This is a genomic window from Iamia sp. SCSIO 61187 (assembly GCF_019443745.1).
In the GTDB taxonomy this organism is placed as follows: domain Bacteria; phylum Actinomycetota; class Acidimicrobiia; order Acidimicrobiales; family Iamiaceae; genus Iamia.
The window spans coordinates 3,099,337-3,119,763 of sequence record NZ_CP050948.1; the positions used below are offsets into that span (position 1 = coordinate 3,099,337).

Consider the following 20,427-nt stretch of genomic DNA (forward strand, 5'->3'; position numbering starts at 1 on the left):
GATGACTGTCGCGCGGTATCGACAACGCACCCGGGCGTCCCCACTCCGGCCCTCCACCGAGCCGCACGAGACCTCCAAGAGGGTCGGTCCCACCAACGACGTGAACGGACGCCTGTCCTAGGTTTCTTGTCAGACCTCGGCCCTCCGACAGGCCTAGAAGGGCATCGAAGGACAGACGAGTGCACTCCGGCGAGCACGACCCGGCGCACGACCTCGATGGCGTGGGGTCGTGGTCGGATGATGCGGGTCACGACGCTCAAGGCGGCCGGCGACCGGCTGGGCGGGCTGCTGACCTACTACGCCGGCCTGGCCGAGGATCGCCAGCGGTCCGGCCCGCAGCGGGGGCCGGTCGAGTACTACCTCGACCCTGACGAGCCGGCGGGACGGTGGTGGGGCCGGGGCCGGCATGTCCTCGGTCTCGACGGCGAGGTCACCGGTGAGGACCTGCGGGCCGTGCTCGAGGGCCACGCCCCGCAGTCCGGCCGGCGGTTGGGTCGTCGGTTCGGAGACTCGTCGGCTCGTGGGTTCGATGCGACGTTCTCGGCGCCGAAGTCGGTGTCGGTGTTGTGGGCGCTCACCCCGGATCGGTGGGTGCGGGCCGAGGTCCTCGCCGCCCACGACGCAGCGGTCGACGCCGCCCTCGGCTACCTCGAACGCCACGGCGCTGTGACTCGGCGTGGGAAGGACGGCGTCGACCAGGTCGACACGGTCGGGCTGACCGTCGCGGTGTTGCGTCAGCACACGTCGCGGACGATGGACCCGCAGCTGCACACCCACGCCGTCATCGCTGCCAAGGTCCAGGACCTGACCGGGCGGTGGCTCTCGCTCGATGCCCGATTCCTCAAGCAGCAGCAGCGCACGATCGGATGGGTCTACGACGCTGCCTTGCGCAGCGAGCTCACCTCCCGGCTCGGTGTCGCCTGGAAGGTGATAGCCGGTGGCCAGGCCGACATCGACGGCATCCCGACAACGCTGCTTGGGGAGTTCTCCCGGCGCTCGGCGCAGGTCGACGAGGCCCTGGCCGACCTGATCGGCCGCTGGTCGGTCGAACACGATGGCACCGACCCCGACCCCCGCACCATCGCCGACCTCCAACGCCGAGCCGTCCTGGCGTCGCGGCCCGGCAAAGACCACGGCGTGGACGCGGCGACCCTCCACGACGAGTGGACCGACCGTGCCGCTGCGACCGGTCAGGAGGTGGACCTGGCCGTCGATGTCCTGGACCGGCCGCCACGCACCGGGATGATCGACGACGACATCGTCACCGAGGCCCTCCGCCGAGCCGAAGAGGAAACAGCGACATGGCTCGAGGCCGACCTCGCTCGCCACGTCGCGACCCTCATCGCACCTGACGACCCGACGGCGGTCGACGCCGTCGAGCGGATCGACCGTCTCGCCTCGGTCGCCGCCGAGCGTTGCGTCGAACTCGCGCCGCCCGGCGCCGGTCCGCTGCGCCGGGACGGTCGCCCGGTGTCGGAGGCGGTCACCGATCGACGACTCACCACCGCCCACGTCCTCGACCAGGAGACGGACCTCCAGCGCTGGGCCCAGGCCAACGTCGGCACCATCGGCGGCCGCACCGACCCAGCCCGCGCCGGCGCTCGCGGCATCGCCGGGTTCGACCGGTTCGTACTCGTCGTCGGACCCGCCGGCACCGGCAAGACCACCGCCACTGCGGCCGCCGTTGCTCGGTTGAAGTCCCAGGGCCGCTCCGTCGTGGCGCTGGCGCCGTCGGGAAAGGCCGCCGACGTGCTCGCCACCGAGGCTGGCTGCGAGGCCACCACGATCGCCTCGTTCCTGCTCGCCCACGCCCGGCGCCCGTTCGGACAGTGGCCCCGCAAGACGACCGTGATCGTCGACGAAGCCGGCATGGCCACCACCGACGACCTCCACCGGCTCATGCGCCTCGTCGAGGCCAACGGATGGCGGCTCGTCTGTGTCGGCGACCCCCATCAGCTCCCCGCCGTCGGCCGCGGTGGCACCTTCGCCCACTGGACCACCACCCTCCCCCACCACCACCTGGCCGAGCCCCGCCGGTTCACCGAACCATGGGAAGCAGCCGCATCACTCGCACTCCGAGCCGGCGACCCCGGCGCCGCAGAGACCTACGCCGACCACGACCGCCTCACCACCGTCCACCCGGTCCTCCTCCCCGAACGAGTCGCCCGCCGCTACCTCCGCCACGACGAGGTCGGGCAGACCATCGCCATCACCACGACGACCGCCGACACCGCCCGACGCATCAACGTCGCCATCCAGCGAGCGACGGCGCCTCCCAGACGGAGCACCGTCCGCCTGGCCGACGGCACCCACACCGGGGCCGGCGACACCATTGCCACCCGCCACAACGACCGCACCCTCGCCACGAACAAGGGCAACGAGGTTCGCAACCGCCACACCTGGACGGTCCTCGCCACCCGACGCGACGGCTCACTCGTCGTCGAACGTCCCGACCGGGGCACCGTCAGCCTCCCCGCCGACTACGTCTCGGCCCACGTCGAGCTCGGCTGGGCCGTCACCGGCTACGGCAACCAAGGCGACACCACCGACATCGGCATCGCCGTCCTCGAACCCGCCACCACCAGGGCCCAGGCCTATGTCGCCCTCACCCGTGGCCGACACACCAACACCGCCCTCGTCCTTGACGACTCCGGCTCCCTCGACTCCGCCGACGCCCTTGCCGCCGTCCTCACCCGAACGCCCTCGACCGAGAGCGCGCTTGCCACCCGAGAGCGGCTCAGCGGTCGAGTCCTCCGCCCGGCGACCACTCCACAGGATCACGAAGCTGCGGTCCGGCAGCGGCTCGAGCAGCTCGCCCAGGGCGAGCGGGACCAGCCCGTGCTGCGCAGGTGACCCACCGAGTCCACCTGATCCGGCCTCCGTTGCCCGCCCTGTGTGTCGACGATCGCTGACCTGCCTTTGGACATAGCTCCGCCCCGAGGTTGGCGCAGGCGGGTTCAGCGATGGGCGTCGGCTAGAGCAGCGCGCGGAGGACCGTGAGCAGTGCGGCCAGGACGAGGACGAAGATCGTCACCTTCCGGGTCAAACTGGTCATGGCAACCGTCAGCACCTCGATGGAGACCACCAGCTCGGTGATCTCGGCGAGGAACTTGCGCGCTCGAGCCAAGCGGGTCCGCTTGGGCATGGCGCCTCCTCGGGGGAGACGCCCCGGGTGACCGTGGTCAGACGGGGCGCGAAAGAGGCCGAGCGATGATGCTCGGCCTCGTCGTGTCGGCGGTGGGCCTTCGCCCACGTCTCGCCAACACTGCCCAAGACGGTAGGCGATGGTGTGACATTCGTGGTGGATGCCCAGGTCAGAGTGCGGCAGTGTCCGCGCCACGTCTACCGGGGGTGTCGGCGTCTCCGGCGCCGCTCCACGACGACCCGCAGGCGGGCCAAGAGCTCCTCGTCGTTCCAGCGGTCCTCGTTGCGGATGAGCCAGCGATAACAGGTCCGACAGCACAGCCGGGAGCGGTACGCGATGCGGTCCAGGCCGCACCATCGGCACCAGCCGCCCGCGGCGCGGCACGACTCACACTCGCCGAAGTCGTCAACCTCGAGATCGCGCCGGCAGATGCGGCAGCGCTCGGTCCAGATGCCGTGTTCCCGCTCCCACTCCGGACGGTCGTCGAGCTCCTCGAACGCCCACCATGAGACCTGCCGAGCAAGCCGGTCATATCGGTCGGCAATCTCGTCGTGGCCCACGAACCGAGTCTCGCGACCCCGTTCAGCCGACGTCGTCACGGGGCAGGATGGAAACCGCTCGTTGACGGCGTGATGTCGACCTTCTTGGAGTTTCCGGGCCTAGAGGTCTGGACGATCTCGGAGGTCGGCGTCGTGGCAGTGAAGAAGCTGAAGAGCGGTCGGTGGGAGGCGTCCTACCGGGACCCCACCGGTCGGGAACGGGTCAAGCACCACCGGACGCGGGCCGAAGCCGACCGGTGGCTCACGTCCATGAAGAGCGAGATGCACCGCGGCGACTACGTCGACCCACGCCTCGGACGCACCCTCTTTTCCCGGTGGGCACAGGAGTGGCTCGACGGGTCCGCCCACCTCAAGCTCAAGACAAGAGCCGACTACGAGGCCCTGCTGCGAGTCCACGTCATGCCGACGTTCGCCGATCGGGCCGTCGGAGCGATCACCTCGACCGAGGTCCGGCGCTTCATCGCCGCTGAGATTGCGGCCGGCAACGCGCCCGGCACCGTGCGAGGCGCCCGCAAGGTCCTCCGCTTGGTCCTTGGGGTTGCCCAGTCGGAGGGAGCCATCCGGGCCAACCCGTGCGACGGGGTGAAGGTCCCGGCGTCGCCGAAGGCGGAGATGGTGTTCCTCACCGCGGAGCAGGTCGAGGCCCTCGCCTCGTCGATCGATCCGCAGTACTCGACCATGATCCGGGTCGCCGCGTACACCGGGATGCGCGCCGGGGAGATCGAAGCCCTCCGCGTCGGCCGCACCGACCTCGACGCCGGTCGGCTGACCATCGCCGAGTCGGTCACCGAGGTACAGGGTCACGGGCTCGTTTTCGGCCAGCCCAAGACCTATGAGCGTCGCTCGGTCACCCTCCCGCCGTTCCTCGTCGACAACCTGGCCGTCCACCTCACGGGGCGACCCAAGCACCCTGAGGCCTTCGTCTTCACCTCGCCCCAAGGCGAGGTCATCAACCACAAGAACTTCTACCGACGCTGCTTCAAGCCGGCGGTCCGTGCCGCCGAGCTCCCCGAGCGGACACGCTTCCACGACCTCCGCCACACCTGCGCCGCCCTCTGCATCGCCCTCGGCGCCCACCCCAAGGCCATTCAGGAGCGCCTGGGGCACTCGTCCATCACCGTCACTCTCGACCGCTACGGGCACCTCTTCCCGAAGCTCGACGAAGCGCTGACGGCTCGGCTTGACGAGATGCGGCGAGACGCCGTCACCGCTCAGAACGTCAGGCCGTCGTCCCATGCCGTCCCGACCTCCGACGATCCGTCCCGGAGGATGTCTTCGCAGCACGCTGAGTCACGCGGAGTTTTCGCGGAGTCCGCCCGATCCGGCCCGCAGTCCGATCCTCCCGCAAGCCCCTGACCTGGGCTTATGTGGTCGGGCCGGGGAGATTTGAACTCCCGACCCCCTGCTCCCAAAGCAGGTGCGCTACCAAGCTGCGCCACGGCCCGTCGGGCGTCACGGTACCGCACGGTCTCGGGCATGATCGCCCCCGTATGGACGAGCCCGCCCCGCTGCCCGCCCCCGAGGTCGCCACCCTGCAGGTCGCCGAGGATCCGGGGGCCTGGGCGGCGGCCGGCTTCACCGTCGACCCCGACGGGCGGTGCCGGATCGGCCCGGTGACGGTGGAGCTGGTGGGACCCGCAGCCGGCGAGGGCGTGGTCGGGTGGGGCCTGCGCCACCTCCCGGTCGACGCCGCCACCACCCTCGACGGCTTCCCGACCACGGCGTCGGACCGGCCGCCCGCCGATCCGGTCGACCACCCGTGCGGGGTGACGACGATCGACCACATCGTCCTGCTCACCGACGACCTGGCCCGCACCATCGACGCCGCCGCCCGCGTCGGCCTCACCCCCCGCCGCGGCCGGGACCATGCCCTGGGCGACGGCACCCCCGTGCGCCAGACGTTCTTCGTCGTCGGCTCCCTGGTGCTCGAGCTGGTGGCCCCGGCCGAGCCGCCAGAGGATCCCCGGCCGGGGCTCCGCTCCTTCGGCGTGGCCCTGGTCTGCCCCGACCTGGCCGGGGCCCGGGCCGTGCTGGGCGAGCACCTCGGTCCCGCCCGCCCCGCGGTGCAGGCCGGTCGGGAGATCGCCACCGTCCGCCACCGCGACCTCGGCCTGCGCACCCCCATCGCCTTGATGACCCCCCGTCCGGGCCGGGGCTGAGGCTCCGATCGGCCCCGACGCGGCACCGGATCGGCGGGGGTCCACAGATAGGGTCGGCCGGTGCCTCCGATGCCCGCCGTGCCCCACTGATGCTCGACCACGTCTTCACCGACGCCATCGGAGCCCTGCGTGACGCCATGGAGTCGGCGTTCCTAGAGCGCCAGGCCTTCGAGGAGCGGTTCCAGGCCGACGTCCTCCTCGGTGACCTGACCTGGGAGACCTCCTACAGCCTCCCGGGCGAGGGGGTTCCCGCCCGCACCCGAGCCGACATCACCCTCGACTGGCCGACCTGGGCCCAGACCGCCTACCGGTCGTGGTACATCGGCGAGGAGCTCGACGAGCCGCCCCGCATCGAGATCGAGATCGTGATGCGGCTCCAGCGCATCGGCACCGCCCCGGACGTGTCGTCGATCCTGTCGATCCTGCCCGAGGAGTCCTCGCCGATCGGGGGCGAGACGCTGCAGCGCTCGAGCCCCACACTGGAGACCATCTACGACCCCGACCTCCAGCCCGAGGAGTACGCCGTCGAGGTCAGCTACGAGGGCAGCTACGACGTGGCCGAGGAGGTCCTGGCCGACGGCTCGGTGCTCGACTCGCACTTCGCCGCCATGGGCGGCTGGATCGCCTCGACCCTCGTCCGCCTGGGCGACGTCAAGCTCGACTACCTCCCGCCCGAGGACGACGACTGAGCGAGACACGGATGGTGCCTGGCACCATCCGTGTCGTCTGGCTCCCGGCCGGCGGGGGTGACCTAGGTTCGGCGGCATGACCGATGTCGTGCTCGTCGAGGTGGCCGATGGCGTCGCCACCGTCACCCTCAACCGCCCCGAGGCCCGCAACGCCCTCTCCCGCGAGCTGCTGCGCGAGCTGCCCCGGGCCCTGGCCGAGGCCGACGCCGACCCGGAGGTCGCCGCCGTCGTGCTCACCGGCGCCGACCCGGTGTTCTGCGCCGGGCTCGACCTGCGCGAGGTCGGCAGCGGCTCGCTCGACCTCTCGACCAGCGGCGCCGCCGGCGGGGCCGACCAGGCCGCGGCGGCGCGGCGCGGCCCGTTCCTGCCCCGGACCAAGCCACTGATCGGCGCCATCAACGGGGCCGCCGTCACCGGCGGGCTGGAGGTCGCCCTGGCGTGCGACTTCCTCATCGCGTCGGAGCGGGCCCGGTTCGCCGACACCCACGCCCGCGTCGGCATCCAGCCCGGCTGGGGCCTCACCGTGCTGCTCCCCCAGTGGATCGGGTTCCCCCGGGCCCGGCAGATGAGCACGACGGGCAACTTCGTGGATGCCCCCACCGCCCTGGCCTGGGGCCTGGTCAACCAGGTCGTGGCCCACGACGACCTCGTCGCCACGGCGCAGGCCCTCGGCCGCGACGTGGCGTCCAACGACGGCCCCGCCGTCCAGCGGATCCTGGCGACCTACCGCGAGGGCGCCGAGCTGACCGGCGCCGACGCCTGGGCCCTCGAGGCCCGCGTCGCCGCCGCCTGGCAGCGCGACTTCGACCCCGAGGAGGTGGCCCGCCGCCGCGAGGCCATCACCCAGCGGGGCCGGGCCCAGCAGAGCTGACCCGGCCCGGCTTCGTTGCCGACCGCTTCGCCGCGCACCGGGGGTCAGACTCACTCCGACCGCGTCGTCGCCCGTCCAGCGTCGTCACCCGGTCGGAGAGAATCTGACCCCAGCTGGTCACTCAGGCGGTCTCGGCGGCGGCCTCGCGGTCCTGGGTCACCGCGTCGAGCAGCTCGTACTCCTCGCCGGTGTCGACCCAGTCCTCGAACTGGGTGACGCCGAGGGTGTCGAAGCGCTTGCGGAGCCAGCCGTCGTTGGCGTCGAGCAGCCCCAGCTTCTTGCAGTTGGGGACGATCTTGGAGAACAGGAGCTGCTGGAACGGGTCCTGGTTCTTGACCTCGTCGGGCACGTCGAACAGCTTCAGGGCCTTCTTGACGTCGACGCCCATGCGGTCCCACACCTCCTGCTGGAGGAAGCGGTTGCGCATGCGGATGGCGGCCTCGAAGGCGAACTCCTGGCGCTCGAGCATCTCGGCGTCGGTCAGGCCCTCGTAGAACTCCTTGAGGCTGAGCACGCCGAAGGCCACGTGGCGGGCCTCGTCGCTCATCACGTACCGCAGGAGCTGCTTGAGCAGCGGGTCCGGCGTGGTCTGGTAGGCCATGCCGAAGGCGGCGAGGGCCAGGCCCTCGACCATCACCTGCATGCCCAGGTAGGTCATGTCCCACCGGCTGTCGTTGATGATGTCGTCGAGCAGCGCCTTCAGGTGGGCGTTGATCGGGTAGTGGCCGTTCAGCTTCAGGTCGAGGTACTGGGCGAACACCTCGACGTGGCGGGCCTCGTCCATCACCTGGGTGGCGGCGTAGTACTTGGCGTCGATCCACGGCACCGTCTCGACGATCTTGGCCGTGCACAGCAGGGCGCCCTGCTCGCCGTGCATGAACTGCGACAGCGACCAGTTCTGGGTCTCCATCGACAGCTGGGTCCACTCCTTGTCGTCCCACACCTCGAACGGGGTGCCCTTGAGGTCGATGCCGGCCTCGGCGATCTGCATGCGGCGCATCTCCGACAGGGCGGCGGCGAACTCCTCCTGGTCGACCTCGATCGACCAGTCGAGGTCGGTCTGGCCGTTCCACTGCGAGTGCTTGGCCTTCTCGTAGAGCTTGTCGAGCGCCGGACGGGCGCCCTTCTCGTAGTCCCACGTGAAGATGGCGTCGGCGTTGTCGGCGACGGAGTGGATCGCCTCGTCGACGTCGGTGTTGGAGACCGAGAGGATCGCCTCGAGGTCGGCCGTGCGGGCGCGGTCGTCGTCCGCGGTGGACGGGGTGTCGGTCATGGCCATGGGGAAGCTCCTCTAGGAGGTCGGGGTGGGAGGGTCGGCCAGGGCGGCCAGGAGGTGAGCGATCAGCTGCTCCCACGGCTGCGCCGCGGGCATGGGGACGTCGGCCACGTCGAGCAGCAGGAAGCCGAAGCCGAGGGCGTGGCAGAACGTCACCAGCGCCTCGGTGTCGAGCCGGGTGGAGATGCCGCCGGTCTCCTTGGCCGCCTCGATGAGGGCCCGCAGCTTGGTCTGCCGGTCGAGCGCCTCGCGGTGCAGGAGGGCGGCGACGGCGGGGTCGCGGCGGGCGGCGATGAAGGCCTCGTTGAGGAGGGCGGTGCCCTTCTCGGTCTCGGGCGACGCCGAGCGCTCGACCAGGTGGCTGCCGGCGATGGCCAGGACGTCCTGGGCCCGGCCCTCGAAGCGGTGGTCGGCGAAGAGCGAGTCCAGCTCGTCGGTGGTGTGGGCCTCGAGGGCGGCGACGAGCAGCTCGGCCTTGCCGGCGTAGCGGCTGTAGATGGCACCGGTGGTGACCCCGGCGCGCCGGGCGATCTGGGCCACCCCCGCCCGGTCGTAGCCGCGCTCGGCGAAGACCTCGGCGGCCGCCTCGAGCAACCGGTCGCCCAGTGCGTCGGCGGGGGCGTCCCCGTCGGCCGGGGGTGGGGGGGCGGCCTCGAGCGGCTCGGCGGGCATGGCCATCGAGCGACGATGATAACCGTCATTATCGCCGCGCGGAAGCCCCCCGCCTGCTTCTCCGGCGTGGCGCCCGGGCGGCGGCACGGCGCTCGCCCACCCGGGCCGCGGGCGGGATGTAGGGTGCGGCTCCTCCCAACCTGGGAGGGCTCACCCAACCCGGAGCATCGGGTCGGGGGGATGTGTGACAAGAGGAGACAGCAGTGCGCCCACGTCGATGGTTCAGGCTCATCGCCCTGATCGCCGCCATCGGGTTGTTCTTCGCAGCCTGCAGCACCGAGGACGACGAGCCGGAGTCGACCGGAGACGGCGGCACCGAGGAGGGGTCCGACACCGAGGGCGAGGAGTCCGACGGACCCGCCACCTGCCAGGGTGAGGCCGGCCAGGAGCCGAGCCAGGAGCCCGTCGGCGGGGGCGAGGGCGACGGTGCCGGCATGAAGGTCGGCATGGTCCTCGACATCGGTGGCGTCGACGACGACTCGTTCAACGAGGCCGCCAACACCGGCCTCCAGGCGGCCGCCGAGGACTTCGGCGTCGAGGTCACCTACCTCGAGCCCAACGAGGACGGCTCCAACCGTGGCGACCTGCTCCGCCAGCTGGCCGAGGACGGCAACGACCTCGTCATCGGCGTGGGCTTCCTCTTCGCCGAGTCCATGGGTGGCACCGAGGACGACCCGGGCGGCATCTCCGCCGAGTTCCCCGATACCAGCTTCGCGATCATCGACGACGCCTCGTTCGAGGCCGACAACGTGACCTCGCTGGTGTTCGCCGAGGAGCAGGGCTCGTTCCTGGTCGGGGCGGCGGCGGCCCTCGCCAGCGGCACCGGCCAGATCGGCTTCATCGGCGGCGTCGAGACCCCGCTGATCCAGAAGTTCCAGGCCGGCTTCGAGGCCGGCGTGGCCGAGGTCGACGAGGCCGCCGAGGTGGAGTCCACCTACATCTCCCAGCCGCCGAACTTCGACGGCTTCGCCGACGCCGCGTCGGCCCGCACCATCGCCGACGGCATGTACGACAACGAGGTCGACGTGGTGTACCACGCCGCCGGCGGCTCGGGTGAGGGCCTCTTCCAGGCCGCCGCCGAGGCCGACCGCCTGGCCATCGGGGTCGACTCCGACCAGTACCAGCAGGTCGAGGAGGACGTGCAGCCGTGCATCCTCACCTCGATGCTGAAGCGGGTCGACGTCGCCGTCTACACCGCCATCGAGAGCCTGGTGAACGACGAGCTCGAGGCCGGGGCGCTGACCTTCGACCTGGCCAACGAGGGCATCGACTACGCCACCGACGGCGGCCAGATGGCCGAGTTCGAGGACCAGATCGAGGACCTCAAGCAGCAGATCGTCGACGGCGAGATCGAGGTCCCGACCGAGCCGAGCTGATCCGCACGGATCACCCCTAGACAAGCGAAGGGGCCCGGGACCGCACGGTCCCGGGCCCCTTCGCCCTCCCTGCCCCGCACCACCGCCAGGAGGCCCGTCCGTGGCCGCAGACACGCTCGCCGAAAAGGGACCGCCAGCCGGGCCCCGCCCCGGGGCCCACCCGGCCGTGGAGCTCACCGGCATCACCAAGCGGTTCCCCGGCGTGATCGCCAACCGCGACGTCAACCTCCGGGTCGACGCCGGCACCATCCACGCCGTCGTCGGCGAGAACGGCGCCGGCAAGTCCACCCTGATGAAGATCCTCTACGGGATGCAGCGCCCCGACGAGGGCACCATCGCCGTCGACGGCTCGCTGGTGTCGTTCCGTCGGCCCACGCACGCCATCAAGGCCGGCATCGGCATGGTCCACCAGCACTTCATGCTGGCCGACAACCTGACCGTCCTCGAGAACATCGTCCTCGGCGCCGAGCCCGACCTGCCCGTCTTCCTCAGCCGGAACCGCGCCCGTCGCCGCATCGAGGAGCTGGAGCGCCAGTACGGCCTGGCGGTCGATCCCGACGCCCTCGTCGAGGACCTCGGCGTCGGGCAGCGCCAGCGGGTCGAGATCTTGAAGGTGCTCTACCGCGGCGCCCGCGTCCTGATCCTCGACGAGCCCACCGCCGTGCTCGTGCCCCAGGAGGTCGAGGACCTCTTCGGCAGCCTCCGCGAGCTCAAGAGCGAGGGCCTCACCGTCATCTTCATCTCCCACAAGCTCGACGAGGTCCTCTCGGTGGCCGACGCCATCACCGTCATCCGGGCCGGCACCACCGTGGCCACCGTCGAACCGAGCTCGGTCACCGCCCGCGACCTGGCCAACCTCATGGTCGGCCACGAGCTCCCCACCCCCGAGACCCGCGACTCGACCGTCACCGACACCGTCGAGCTGTCCCTGCGGGGGGTCACCGTCGCCGGGGCCGGGGGCCGCCCCGCCCTCGACCGCATCGACCTCGACATCCGCCGGGGCGAGATCGTCGGGGTGGCCGGCGTCGAGGGCAACGGCCAGACCGAGCTGATCAACGCCGTGATGGGGCTGGCCGACCTGGCGGCCGGATCCATCCACGTCGGGAGCGACGACATCTCGTCGTGGTCGACGCGCCGCCGGCGCGAGGCCGGCGTGGCGTGCGTCCCCGAGGACCGCCACCGCGACGGTCTCCTGCTCGACGCACCGCTGTGGGAGAACGCCGCCCTCGGCCAGCAGACCCAGGCACCGTTCGCGAGCGGCGGGTTCATGGACCGGGCCGGGGCGCGCGGGCGAGCCCGCGAGATCATCGAGACCTACGACGTGATGACCCCGGGTGTCGACGTGCGCGCCGGCGCCCTGTCCGGCGGCAACCAGCAGAAGTTCGTGATGGGCCGCGAGCTGACCTCCGAGCCCCAGGTCCTGGTGGCGGCCCACCCGACCCGGGGCGTCGACGTCGGAGCCCAGGCCGCCATCTGGGAGGAGCTGCGCAAGGCCCGGGCCCGTGGCCTCGCCGTCCTGCTCATCTCGGCCGACCTCGACGAGCTGATCGGGCTGTCGGACACGCTCGTGGTCCTCTACGGCGGGCGCATGGTCGCCCGCCTCGACCCCTCGTCCACGACGCTCGACGACCTGGGCTGCTACATGACCGGCACCGACCCCGCCGGCGGGGGCGAGCTCGACGTCGATGCCGCGGCCGCCGAGGTCCAGTCGGCCCACCCGCTCGAGACGGTCGCCCCGACCGGAGCCACGACCTCCGGTCCCGACCTCACCAAGGGGAGCACCCCTGCCGCCGCCCCGCCCGCCGGGCCCGACCTCACCAAGGGGAGCCCCACGTGAAGGGCAACCGTCTCGTCCTCACCCTCGCCGCGCCGGTGATGGCCATCGTGTTCGCGATGGTGGCGTCGACCCTGGTCCTGGTGCTCAGCGACAACTCGGTGACCGACGTGCTCGAGGTGATGTGGAACCAGGTCACCAGCATGCGGGAGATCGTCCAGACCCTGAACCGGGCGGCGCCGTACTACGTGTCCGGCGTCGCCGTGGCCATCGGGTTCAAGATGAACCTGTTCAACATCGGCGTCGAGGGCCAGTACCGCCTGGCCGGGGTCGTGGCCGCGGCGGCCGGTGCCGCCCTCCCCCTCCCGGGCCCGACGCGCCTGCTCGGGGTCCTGGCCACGGCGATGCTCGTCGGCGCCGCCTGGGCCGGCATCGCCGGCGTGCTCCGGGCCTACCGGGGGGTGAGCGAGGTCATCTCGACGATCATGCTCAACGCCATCGCCCTCGGGCTCACCCCGTTCCTCCTCACCCGCTACTTCGTGGAGGAGAAGGAGGCCGGGACCGTCGACTACGCCGTCCGCACCGACGTCATCCCCAAGGGCGGCCGGCTCCCGATGCTCGACTTCCTCCCCACCGCCGGCAGCGCCCGGCTCAACACCTTCATCGTCATCGCCGCCCTCGTGGGCGTGGCGTACTGGGCCCTCATCTGGCGCAGCCGGTTCGGGTACGACCTGCGGGCGTCGGGCGAGAACCCCAACGCGGCCCGGGCCTCGGGGGTCAACGCCAAGCAGATGACCGTCGTGGCCATGGTGATCTCCGGCGCCATCGCCGGCCTGGTCGGCCTGTCCACCATCGTGAGCAGCCCGTACAGCTACACCGAGGAGAGCTTCCTGTCGGGGCTGGGCTTCACCGGCATCGCCATCGCCCTGCTGGGGCGGAACAACCCTGTCGGGATCGCCTTCGGGGCCTTCCTGTGGTCGTTCATCGACATCGCCCGCACCCCCCTGTCGGGCGCCCAGCTCCCCCGGGAGATCGCCACGATCGTGCAGGGCATCATCGTCCTCTCCGTGGTGATCGCCTACGAGGTGGTCCGGCGGCTCGGCCAGCGCTGGGAGGCGGCGGCGATCGCACGCGAGATCGGTGACTCACCCGAGGAACCACCCCCGTCGGCCGCGACGGCCACTGCCGCAGGAGCGCACCCATGACCGTCGTCGACCCGACCACGACCGCGGCGCCCGTCCTCGACGCCGAGGCCGACGCCCCGCGCCGTCGCCGCGACCCGCTGACCCGGATGCCGGCGTGGGCCCGGTTCGCGCTCTACGCGACCGTGCTCGTCGTCATCCTCGCCGCCGCCGAGCAGATCACCGACGCCAACCGGCTCACCTCGGCCAACACGTGGTCCTCCGCCCTCCAGCTGACGATCCCCATCGCCCTCGCCGGCCTGGGCGGGCTCTGGGCCGAGCGGGCCGGCATCGTCAACATCGGCCTCGAGGGCATGATGATCCTCGGCACCTTCTTCGGGGCCTGGGGCTGCATCGAGCACGGGCCCTGGTGGGGCGTCGTGCTGGGCATCCTCGGCGGTGCCGTCGGGGGGCTCGTCCACGCCGTGGCCACCGTCGGCTTCGGCGTCGACCACATCGTCTCCGGCGTGGCCATCAACATCCTCGGCGCCGGCGTCGCCCAGTTCCTCAACCTCGAGTTCTTCGACTCGACCAACCAGTCGCCCCGCCTGCCCGGCGTGGTCGGCGACATCCGGGTCCCCGGGTTGCACGACCTGATCGGCGCCCGCCTCACCGGGCCGTCGCTCCTGGTGTGGCTCGCGGTCATCGTGGTCCTCGCCGTGGTGGTGTCCTTCGTGCTCCGACGCGGCGGGCCCGTGGGCGACGACGGGCCGCTCACCACCTTCGCCCGTCCCATCGCCCTCGTCGTGCTCGGCGTGCTCGGCGTCCTCTGCGTCATCGACGTGGCGCCCTACCTCGACGAGCAGGAGCGCTTCGGCGTCTCGGAGCTCGGGCGCATCGTCCAGGGCCTCACCGGCGAGGTGTCCTGGATCGTGGTGATGGGCGTGGTCGCCTTCCCTGTGAGCGCCGTCATCTTGTGGCGCACCAAGTTCGGCCTCCGCCTCCGCTCGGTCGGCGAGGACCCGGTCGCGGCCGAGTCGCTGGGCGTGAACGTCTACCTCATGAAGGTCGTGGCCACGGTCATCTCCGGCGCCCTGGCCGGGCTCGGCGGCGTGTCGCTGGTGTACCTGTTCGCCAACCAGTTCCGGGCCGGCCAGACCAACGGCCGGGGCTACATCGGCCTGGCCGCCATGATCTTCGGCAACTGGCGTCCGGGGGGCCTGGCCCTGGGCGCCGGCCTGTTCGGCTTCACCGACACCCTGAGCCTCCAGAGCGGCGAGACCACCCGGTCGCTGCTGCTCGTGGTCGCCCTGGGGTCGGTGTTCATGGTCCTGCGGGCCCTCATCACCGGCCGGTGGAAGGGGGCGGTCGTGGCCATCCTCGCCGGGCTCGCCGCCTACGGCTGGTTCGAGGCCATCGACGAGCTCCCCAACGAGATCGTCGTGTTCCTCCCCCACCTCACGACCCTCCTGGTCCTCACCTTCGCCTCGCAGCGGCTGCGGCCCCCGGCCGCCGACGGCCTGCCCTACCGTCGCGGCCGATCCGGGTGACCGAGACCCCTCCGATCGACTGGGAGGCGCTGCGCCGCCGGGCCCGGGAGGTCGCCGCCCACGCCTACGCCCCCTACTCCGGCGTGCGCGTCGGCGCCGCCGCCCTCGTGGACGACGGCCGCATCGTGGTCGGCTGCAACGTCGAGAACGCCAGCATCGGGCTGACGACCTGCGCCGAGAACGGCGTGGCCTCGGCCCTGGCGGCCACGGGCGGCGGCCGCATCGTGGCCCTCGCCGTGGTGGCCGGCGACGGCGACTACCTCGCCCCCTGCGGTCGCTGCCGACAAGTCCTGTCCGAGTTCGCCGACCCCGACATGGTCATCGACGCCGGCGCCGACGGCACCGTCACGCTCGGCGCGCTGCTGCCCGGCGCCTTCGGTCCGGCCGACCTGGCCGCCCGGCGCGACGCCTGACCGGTCACCCGGTCACCCGGTCACCGGCTGCAGGCCGGCGTGGCCGCCGGCGAGGTCGGCGACGACCACGTGGGGCGCCAGCGCCTCGCACTCGACCGGCGGCCCCACCTGCTGGACCTCGGCCCGGACGGTCCCGGCGCCGAGGTCGGCGATCAGCTCGCCGGTGCCGGGCTGGCAACCGTCGACCACGAAGACGAGCCGCACGGCGTCGCCCTCGACCGGGGGCAGGTCGAGAGGCGGGGCGCCGGCGATGCCGGCCAGGACGGCATCGACGCCGCCCTCGTCCTCGGCCACCACCGCCAGGGGCTCGGCCCCGACGTCGACCGCCTCCACGACGTGGACCGGGCCGACGCCGACGGGCCCGTCGGCCGGGGCCGAGCCGACGGTGCCGACCCCCTCGACGTCGGCGGCGGCCACGGCCACGACGACCAGCGCCTGGGCCAGGGCGTCGCACACCACCTCGGGATCGGGGCCCGGGTCGCCGTGGTCGGGCACCAGCTCGATGCCGTCGTCGACCCGCACGACCCGTCCCCCGACGGGCGGCTCGCAGGCCTCCCCGACCACCGCGGCGACGAGCACCTCCTCGCCGGTCTCGACCCGTGACCGCAGCGCCGGCGCCTCCTCCTCGACGCCGTACCGCCCGACCAGGGCGTCGACGTCGACGGCGTCGCGCACCAGCCCGGGATCGGCCACCGCCGCAGCCTCGTAGCCCGTCGCCGCGACCAGGACGACGTCGCCCGCGACCTCGCCCCCGTCGTCGCCCGCCCCCGCCCCCGGGTCGCGGTAGGCCGGGGGCAGGTCGTCGGTCGCCACCGCGACCAACGCCGACGTCACGGTGGCCGCGACGCACTGGACGCCGTCCTCCAGGTCGGACAGGTCCTCGGACCGGAGGTGCACGACGTCGTCCTGCACCACGACGAAGACGGCGCTGGCCCGCGCGCACCCGACGTGGACGATCCCCCCGAGCAACGTGCGGCCGTCGAGGTCGGCCCCGGCCACGGCGGTGGCGACGTCGTCCCGCTCGTCCTCGGCGAACAGCGCGGCCGCCGCCTCGGGGTCACCCGGATCGAGCACGACGACCTCGCGCCGGTTGCGGGTGGACGGTTCACCGGGGGCCAGGGCGACCACCTCGGCGTCGAGCGGCTCCTCGGCCTCCGGCGGCCCGACGTCGGTGGCGCCGGGCCCGCCCGGGCCGGTGGTCGTCGGGTCGTCGGACCCGTCGCCGCAGGCGGCGAGGGCGAGGAGGAGGGCGACGGCGAGCGGGGCGGTGGTCCAGCGGCGCATGCGCTTTGGGACGGTAGACGGCGGCGCCCGGTTCCGGCCCGGGTCCACGAGGGGTGCCCCCACCCGGGCGGGGCCTAGCCTCGGACAGGTGGACGCCTCGCCCCCCGCCGCCCATCCCCGCACCGTCGCCGCCACCGGCCCGGCCCTCACCGACGACGACCGCGCCGCCTGGGAGCGCGACGGCTTCCTCGTGATCCACGACGCCGTGTCCGAGGCGGCCTGCCGCGAGCTCATGGCCCGGGCCGAGGAGATCGTCGCCGAGGCCGCCGAGGACCCGGTGTCGGTGTTCTCGACCCACGAGCAGACCCGGACCTCCGACGAGTGGTTCCTGTCGTCGGGGTCGGCGGTGCGGTGCTTCTTCGAGGAGGAGGCCTTCGACGCCGACGGCGAGCTGGCCGTCCCCCTGGAGCGGGCCATCAACAAGATCGGCCACGCCCAGCACGACCTCGACGACACCTACGACCGCTTCGCCCGGGCCGAGGTCTTCGCCCGCACCGTCGAGGCCCTGGGGCCGGAGCAGCCGCTGCTGCTCCAGTCGATGCACATCTTCAAGCAGCCCCGCATCGGCGGCGAGGTCACCTGCCACCAGGACGCCACCTTCCTGCCCACCGACCCGCACTCGGTCATGGGCCTGTGGGTGGCCCTGGAGGACGCGACCATCGGCAACGGCTGCCTGTGGGCCGAGCCCGGGGGTCACCGGGGTCCGCTGCGCCGGGTGTTCAGCCGGGCCGGGGCGACCGACGCCGACGGCACCCGCTTCACCGACCTCGACCCGACGCCGCTCCCCCCGCCCGGCCCCGACGGGCCGCTGGTCCCGCTGGAGGTGCCGGCCGGGACGCTCGTCGTGCTCCACGGCCTGCTCCCGCACTGGTCCGGCCCCAACCGCTCCGACCGGTCCCGCCAGGCCTACTCCCTCCACCTCATCGACGCCACCGCCCACTACCCCGAGGACGCCTGGCTCCAGCGCCCGCCGGAGCTCCCCCTCCGAGGGTTCACCTGACGCTCCACCGCGACCAGGCGTCCTCACAGCTGTCCAGGGAGCGAACCCGTCGGCACGTCCGCCGACATCGCCCTGGGGTGGCGGGGCGGGGTCGGCGGACGTGCCTGGCTCCAGCGCCCCCCGGAGCTCCCCCTCCGCGGCTTCACCTGACCGTCCGGCACGACCAGGCGTCCTCCCAGCAATCCGCCACCCACACGCCGGCACGTCCGCCGACATCGCCCTGGGGTGGCGGGGCGGGGTCGGCGGACGTGCCTGGCTCCAGCGCCCGCCGGAGCTCCCCCTCCGCCGCTTCACCTGACGACACGGATGGTGCCTGGCACCATCCGTGCGCACTCCGGCGCGGGTCCGGATGCGGGCCTATCGTCCGGCCCATGAGCGACCGGACCCTCACGACCCTCTCCGACGGCGGCTGCTTCTTCGAGGGGCCCCGCTGGCACGACGGACGCTGGTGGGTGTCCGACTTCTACCGCCACGCCATCTTCACCGTGACCACCGACGGCGTCGAGGAGCAGGTGGCCGAGGTGCCGAGCCAGCCGTCGGGCCTGGGCTGGCTCCCCGACGGGACCCTCATCGCCGTGGCCATGAAGGACCACCAGATCCTGCGCGTCGCCGCCGACGGCACCACGTCGGTCCACGCCGACCTCACCGACATCGGCGTCCAGGGGCCGCTCAACGACATGGTCGTGTCGGCCACCGGGCACGCCTACGTCGGCAGCTTCGGGTTCGACCTCATGAGCGGCCAGGACCCGCAGCCGTCGCCGATCTACCACGTGACCCCGGACGGGTCCGTCTCGGTCGGGGCCGAGGGCCTCCACTTCCCCAACGGGTCGGTGATCACCGACGACGGCACGACGCTGATCGTCGGCGAGACCATGGGCTGCCGCTACAGCGCCTTCACCATCGCCGGCGACGGCTCCCTCTCCGATCGGCGGGTCCACGCCCAGATCGCCCCCACCCCACCGATGGGCTCCTTCGCCGAGACGCTCGGTGCGGTCACGGTCGGCCCCGACGGCTGCGGCCTCGACGCCGAGGGCCACATCTGGGCCGCCGACGCCATCGGGGCCCGCGTGGTGCGGGTCGCCCCCGGCGGCGAGATCGTCGACGAGATCCCCGCCCCCGAGGGCCAGGGCGCCTTCGCCTGCATGCTCGGCGGCGACGACGGGCGCACCCTTCTCGTCTGCCTGGCCCCCGACTTCTTCGAGCACGCCCGCAGCGCCGCTCGCGAGGCCGTCCTCGCCACCACCACCGTCGACGTCCCGAGAGCTGGCCTCCCCTGAACGACGGAAGGCGTCAGACCCCTAGCGCCCGTCCGGGGGGAGGAGCTCGCGGTCGATCTGGCCGGTCCGCAGGAACGTGTCCCGGCGGGTGCGGTCCTGGAGGTCGAAGGCCTGGTAACACCACCAGCACGCCGCCGCGCCCAGCAGCTCGAGGACGACGATCACGCCCAGCGGGCGGTCGAGCTCGGGCAGGCCGCCGGTGCCGAGGTCGAACCCGAGGAACGGCCACCAGAACAGCTCGGCCCGGGTGAAGCTGGCGTCGAGGACGAGGTGCAGGAACAGCCCGATGGGGATGCCCAGCCAGCGGCGCCGGACGAGGCGCCGGCCCCGGGTGAGCCCCATCACCACGCCCAGGGCGACCACCGCTCCGAGCAGGGTGTGGAGAACACGGGGTCCGCCGGTCAACGCCTCGACCAGGGGGAGCAGGGCCCCGACGGCGACCATGCGGTGGTCGGCCATGGGGCTGCGGAAGACGAGCCAGACGATGGCGATCGACGGACCGACGAACCAGAGGACCACGTCAGCGGACGAGCAGGCGGCCGCAGTCCTCGCAGGTGATGCGGGCGTCGGGCGGCAGGGCCTTGATGCGATCCAGCTCGACGGCCGACAGCTTCATGTGGCAGCCCTGGCAGGTGCCGTGCTCGAGCCGGGCCACGCCGATCCCGGCCCGCTGGGAGCGGAGGGCCTCGTAGTCCGCCAGCAGGTCGTCGGGGACGGCGGCGGCCGCCTCGGTCCGGGCCGCGGCCTCGGACTCCAGCTCGGCGTCGATCTCGGCCTCGGCCACGGTGATCCTCTGGGCCAGCTCCTCGGCGCGCCGGTCCAGCTCGGCCGCCTCGGCGGCGAGGGCGGCGGCCTGGGCGTCGAGCGGGTCGCGCTCGACCATCAGCTCCAGCTCGGCGTCCTCCAGGTCGCTGATCCGGCGGGCCAGCGAGGCGATCTCCTCCTGGAGCGACTGGAGCTCGCGGGCGCCGGTGACGGCCCCGCCGTAGAGCGCCTTGTCGGCGTGGGCCGACTTGTCCCGCAGGCTGGCCACCTCGTCGTCGAGCTTGGCCTGCTCCCGCTCGAGGCGGTGGCGCTCGGCGTCGACCGCGGCCCGCCTCTCGGCCAGCGCCGCCTGGGCGGCGGCCACCTCGTCGGCTTCGGCCCGCTCGGGGAGGCCCTGGCGACGGGTGCGGAGCTGGGTGTCGCGCAGATCGTGGCCCTGGACGACAAGCAGCTGCTGCATGGGGTCGGTCATCGGAGGGGCAACCTAGGCGCGCT

At 72.6% G+C, this 20,427-nt stretch carries 19 protein-coding genes and 1 tRNA gene; 12 read left to right on the forward strand and 8 right to left on the reverse strand.

Annotation, left to right across the window (positions count from 1 at the left end; all coding sequences use genetic code 11):
- Positions 1 to 237: 237 nt before the first annotated feature.
- Positions 238 to 2,853 carry a MobF family relaxase gene (gene mobF, locus HC251_RS14715; protein ID WP_219941358.1) on the forward strand — a complete coding sequence of 872 codons (2,616 nt, stop codon included), beginning with the start codon at positions 238 to 240 and terminating at the stop codon, positions 2,851 to 2,853.
- Between the two features lie 121 nt (positions 2,854 to 2,974).
- On the opposite strand, the gene HC251_RS14720 is transcribed toward mobF, so the two are convergent.
- Positions 2,975 to 3,145, reverse strand: coding sequence for a hypothetical protein (locus HC251_RS14720; protein WP_219941359.1), 171 nt, complete (start codon positions 3,143 to 3,145; stop codon positions 2,975 to 2,977).
- Positions 3,146 to 3,342: 197 nt separating this feature from the next.
- Positions 3,343 to 3,705, reverse strand: a complete 363-nt coding sequence (locus HC251_RS14725; RefSeq protein ID WP_219941360.1) for a hypothetical protein — start codon at positions 3,703 to 3,705, stop codon at positions 3,343 to 3,345.
- Positions 3,706 to 3,837: 132 nt separating this feature from the next.
- Between HC251_RS14725 and xerC the strand changes: the two genes are divergently transcribed.
- Positions 3,838 to 5,061, forward strand: coding sequence for a tyrosine recombinase XerC (gene xerC / locus HC251_RS14730; protein WP_219941361.1), 1,224 nt, complete (start codon positions 3,838 to 3,840; stop codon positions 5,059 to 5,061).
- A gap of 12 nt (positions 5,062 to 5,073) precedes the next feature.
- Here the strand turns inward: xerC and HC251_RS14735 are convergent.
- Positions 5,074 to 5,150 (reverse strand) — tRNA-Pro (locus HC251_RS14735).
- Positions 5,151 to 5,195: 45 nt separating this feature from the next.
- On the opposite strand from HC251_RS14735, the gene HC251_RS14740 reads away from it, so the two are divergent.
- The 3 genes from HC251_RS14740 to HC251_RS14750 all read left to right on the forward strand — a co-directional run bounded on the left by HC251_RS14740 (position 5,196) and on the right by HC251_RS14750 (position 7,424).
- A complete protein-coding gene (locus HC251_RS14740) occupies positions 5,196 to 5,864 on the forward strand; it encodes a VOC family protein (protein ID WP_219941362.1) in 669 nt (222 codons plus the stop codon).
- Between the two features lie 89 nt (positions 5,865 to 5,953).
- A complete protein-coding gene (locus HC251_RS14745) occupies positions 5,954 to 6,553 on the forward strand; it encodes a hypothetical protein (protein ID WP_219941363.1) in 600 nt (199 codons plus the stop codon).
- Positions 6,554 to 6,629: 76 nt separating this feature from the next.
- The gene (locus HC251_RS14750) at positions 6,630 to 7,424 is read left to right on the forward strand and encodes an enoyl-CoA hydratase (protein WP_219941364.1); all 795 of its coding nucleotides are present in this window, start codon (positions 6,630 to 6,632) and stop codon (positions 7,422 to 7,424) included.
- Between the two features lie 121 nt (positions 7,425 to 7,545).
- Here the strand turns inward: HC251_RS14750 and HC251_RS14755 are convergent, their stop codons facing one another.
- Both HC251_RS14755 and HC251_RS14760 read right to left on the reverse strand, forming a co-directional pair.
- Positions 7,546 to 8,703, reverse strand: a complete 1,158-nt coding sequence (locus HC251_RS14755; protein WP_255566423.1) for a ferritin-like domain-containing protein — start codon at positions 8,701 to 8,703, stop codon at positions 7,546 to 7,548.
- Positions 8,704 to 8,715: 12 nt separating this feature from the next.
- A complete protein-coding gene (locus HC251_RS14760) occupies positions 8,716 to 9,378 on the reverse strand; it encodes a TetR/AcrR family transcriptional regulator (RefSeq protein ID WP_219941365.1) in 663 nt (220 codons plus the stop codon).
- Between the two features lie 197 nt (positions 9,379 to 9,575).
- On the opposite strand from HC251_RS14760, the gene HC251_RS14765 reads away from it, so the two are divergent.
- From HC251_RS14765 to HC251_RS14785, 5 genes are all read left to right on the forward strand, one after another.
- Positions 9,576 to 10,748: a BMP family protein gene (locus HC251_RS14765; RefSeq protein ID WP_219941366.1), complete on the forward strand. Its 1,173-nt coding sequence runs from the start codon at positions 9,576 to 9,578 to the stop codon at positions 10,746 to 10,748.
- A gap of 100 nt (positions 10,749 to 10,848) precedes the next feature.
- Positions 10,849 to 12,585 carry an ABC transporter ATP-binding protein gene (locus tag HC251_RS14770; RefSeq protein WP_219941367.1) on the forward strand — a complete coding sequence of 579 codons (1,737 nt, stop codon included), beginning with the start codon at positions 10,849 to 10,851 and terminating at the stop codon, positions 12,583 to 12,585.
- Complete coding sequence (locus tag HC251_RS14775; RefSeq protein ID WP_219941368.1) at positions 12,582 to 13,727, forward strand: ABC transporter permease; 1,146 nt, start codon at positions 12,582 to 12,584, stop codon at positions 13,725 to 13,727. Before HC251_RS14770 ends, HC251_RS14775 begins: the two co-directional genes overlap by 4 nt.
- Positions 13,724 to 15,193, forward strand: a complete 1,470-nt coding sequence (locus HC251_RS14780; protein WP_219941369.1) for an ABC transporter permease — start codon at positions 13,724 to 13,726, stop codon at positions 15,191 to 15,193. Before HC251_RS14775 ends, HC251_RS14780 begins: the two co-directional genes overlap by 4 nt.
- On the forward strand, positions 15,190 to 15,606 hold the full coding sequence (locus HC251_RS14785) for a cytidine deaminase (protein ID WP_255566424.1): 417 nt from the start codon (positions 15,190 to 15,192) through the stop codon (positions 15,604 to 15,606). The genes HC251_RS14780 and HC251_RS14785 overlap by 4 nt, the downstream gene beginning before the upstream one ends.
- A gap of 12 nt (positions 15,607 to 15,618) precedes the next feature.
- Here the strand turns inward: HC251_RS14785 and HC251_RS14790 are convergent, their stop codons facing one another.
- A complete protein-coding gene (locus HC251_RS14790; RefSeq protein ID WP_219941370.1) occupies positions 15,619 to 16,890 on the reverse strand; it encodes a hypothetical protein in 1,272 nt (423 codons plus the stop codon).
- Between the two features lie 88 nt (positions 16,891 to 16,978).
- Here HC251_RS14790 and HC251_RS14795 point away from each other — a divergent pair, with 88 nt between their 5' ends.
- Positions 16,979 to 17,890 (forward strand): phytanoyl-CoA dioxygenase family protein, encoded by a 912-nt coding sequence (locus tag HC251_RS14795; RefSeq protein WP_255566425.1) that lies wholly within the window; start codon positions 16,979 to 16,981, stop codon positions 17,888 to 17,890.
- A 371-nt stretch (positions 17,891 to 18,261) separates the two neighbouring features.
- Positions 18,262 to 19,167 (forward strand): SMP-30/gluconolactonase/LRE family protein, encoded by a 906-nt coding sequence (locus tag HC251_RS14800; protein ID WP_219941372.1) that lies wholly within the window; start codon positions 18,262 to 18,264, stop codon positions 19,165 to 19,167.
- A 21-nt stretch (positions 19,168 to 19,188) separates the two neighbouring features.
- On the opposite strand, the gene HC251_RS14805 is transcribed toward HC251_RS14800, so the two are convergent.
- Positions 19,189 to 19,686: a hypothetical protein gene (locus HC251_RS14805; RefSeq protein ID WP_219941373.1), complete on the reverse strand. Its 498-nt coding sequence runs from the start codon at positions 19,684 to 19,686 to the stop codon at positions 19,189 to 19,191.
- 1 nt (position 19,687) lies between these two features.
- Positions 19,688 to 20,404, reverse strand: a complete 717-nt coding sequence (locus HC251_RS14810; RefSeq protein ID WP_219941374.1) for a zinc ribbon domain-containing protein — start codon at positions 20,402 to 20,404, stop codon at positions 19,688 to 19,690.
- Positions 20,405 to 20,427: the final 23 nt, after the last annotated feature.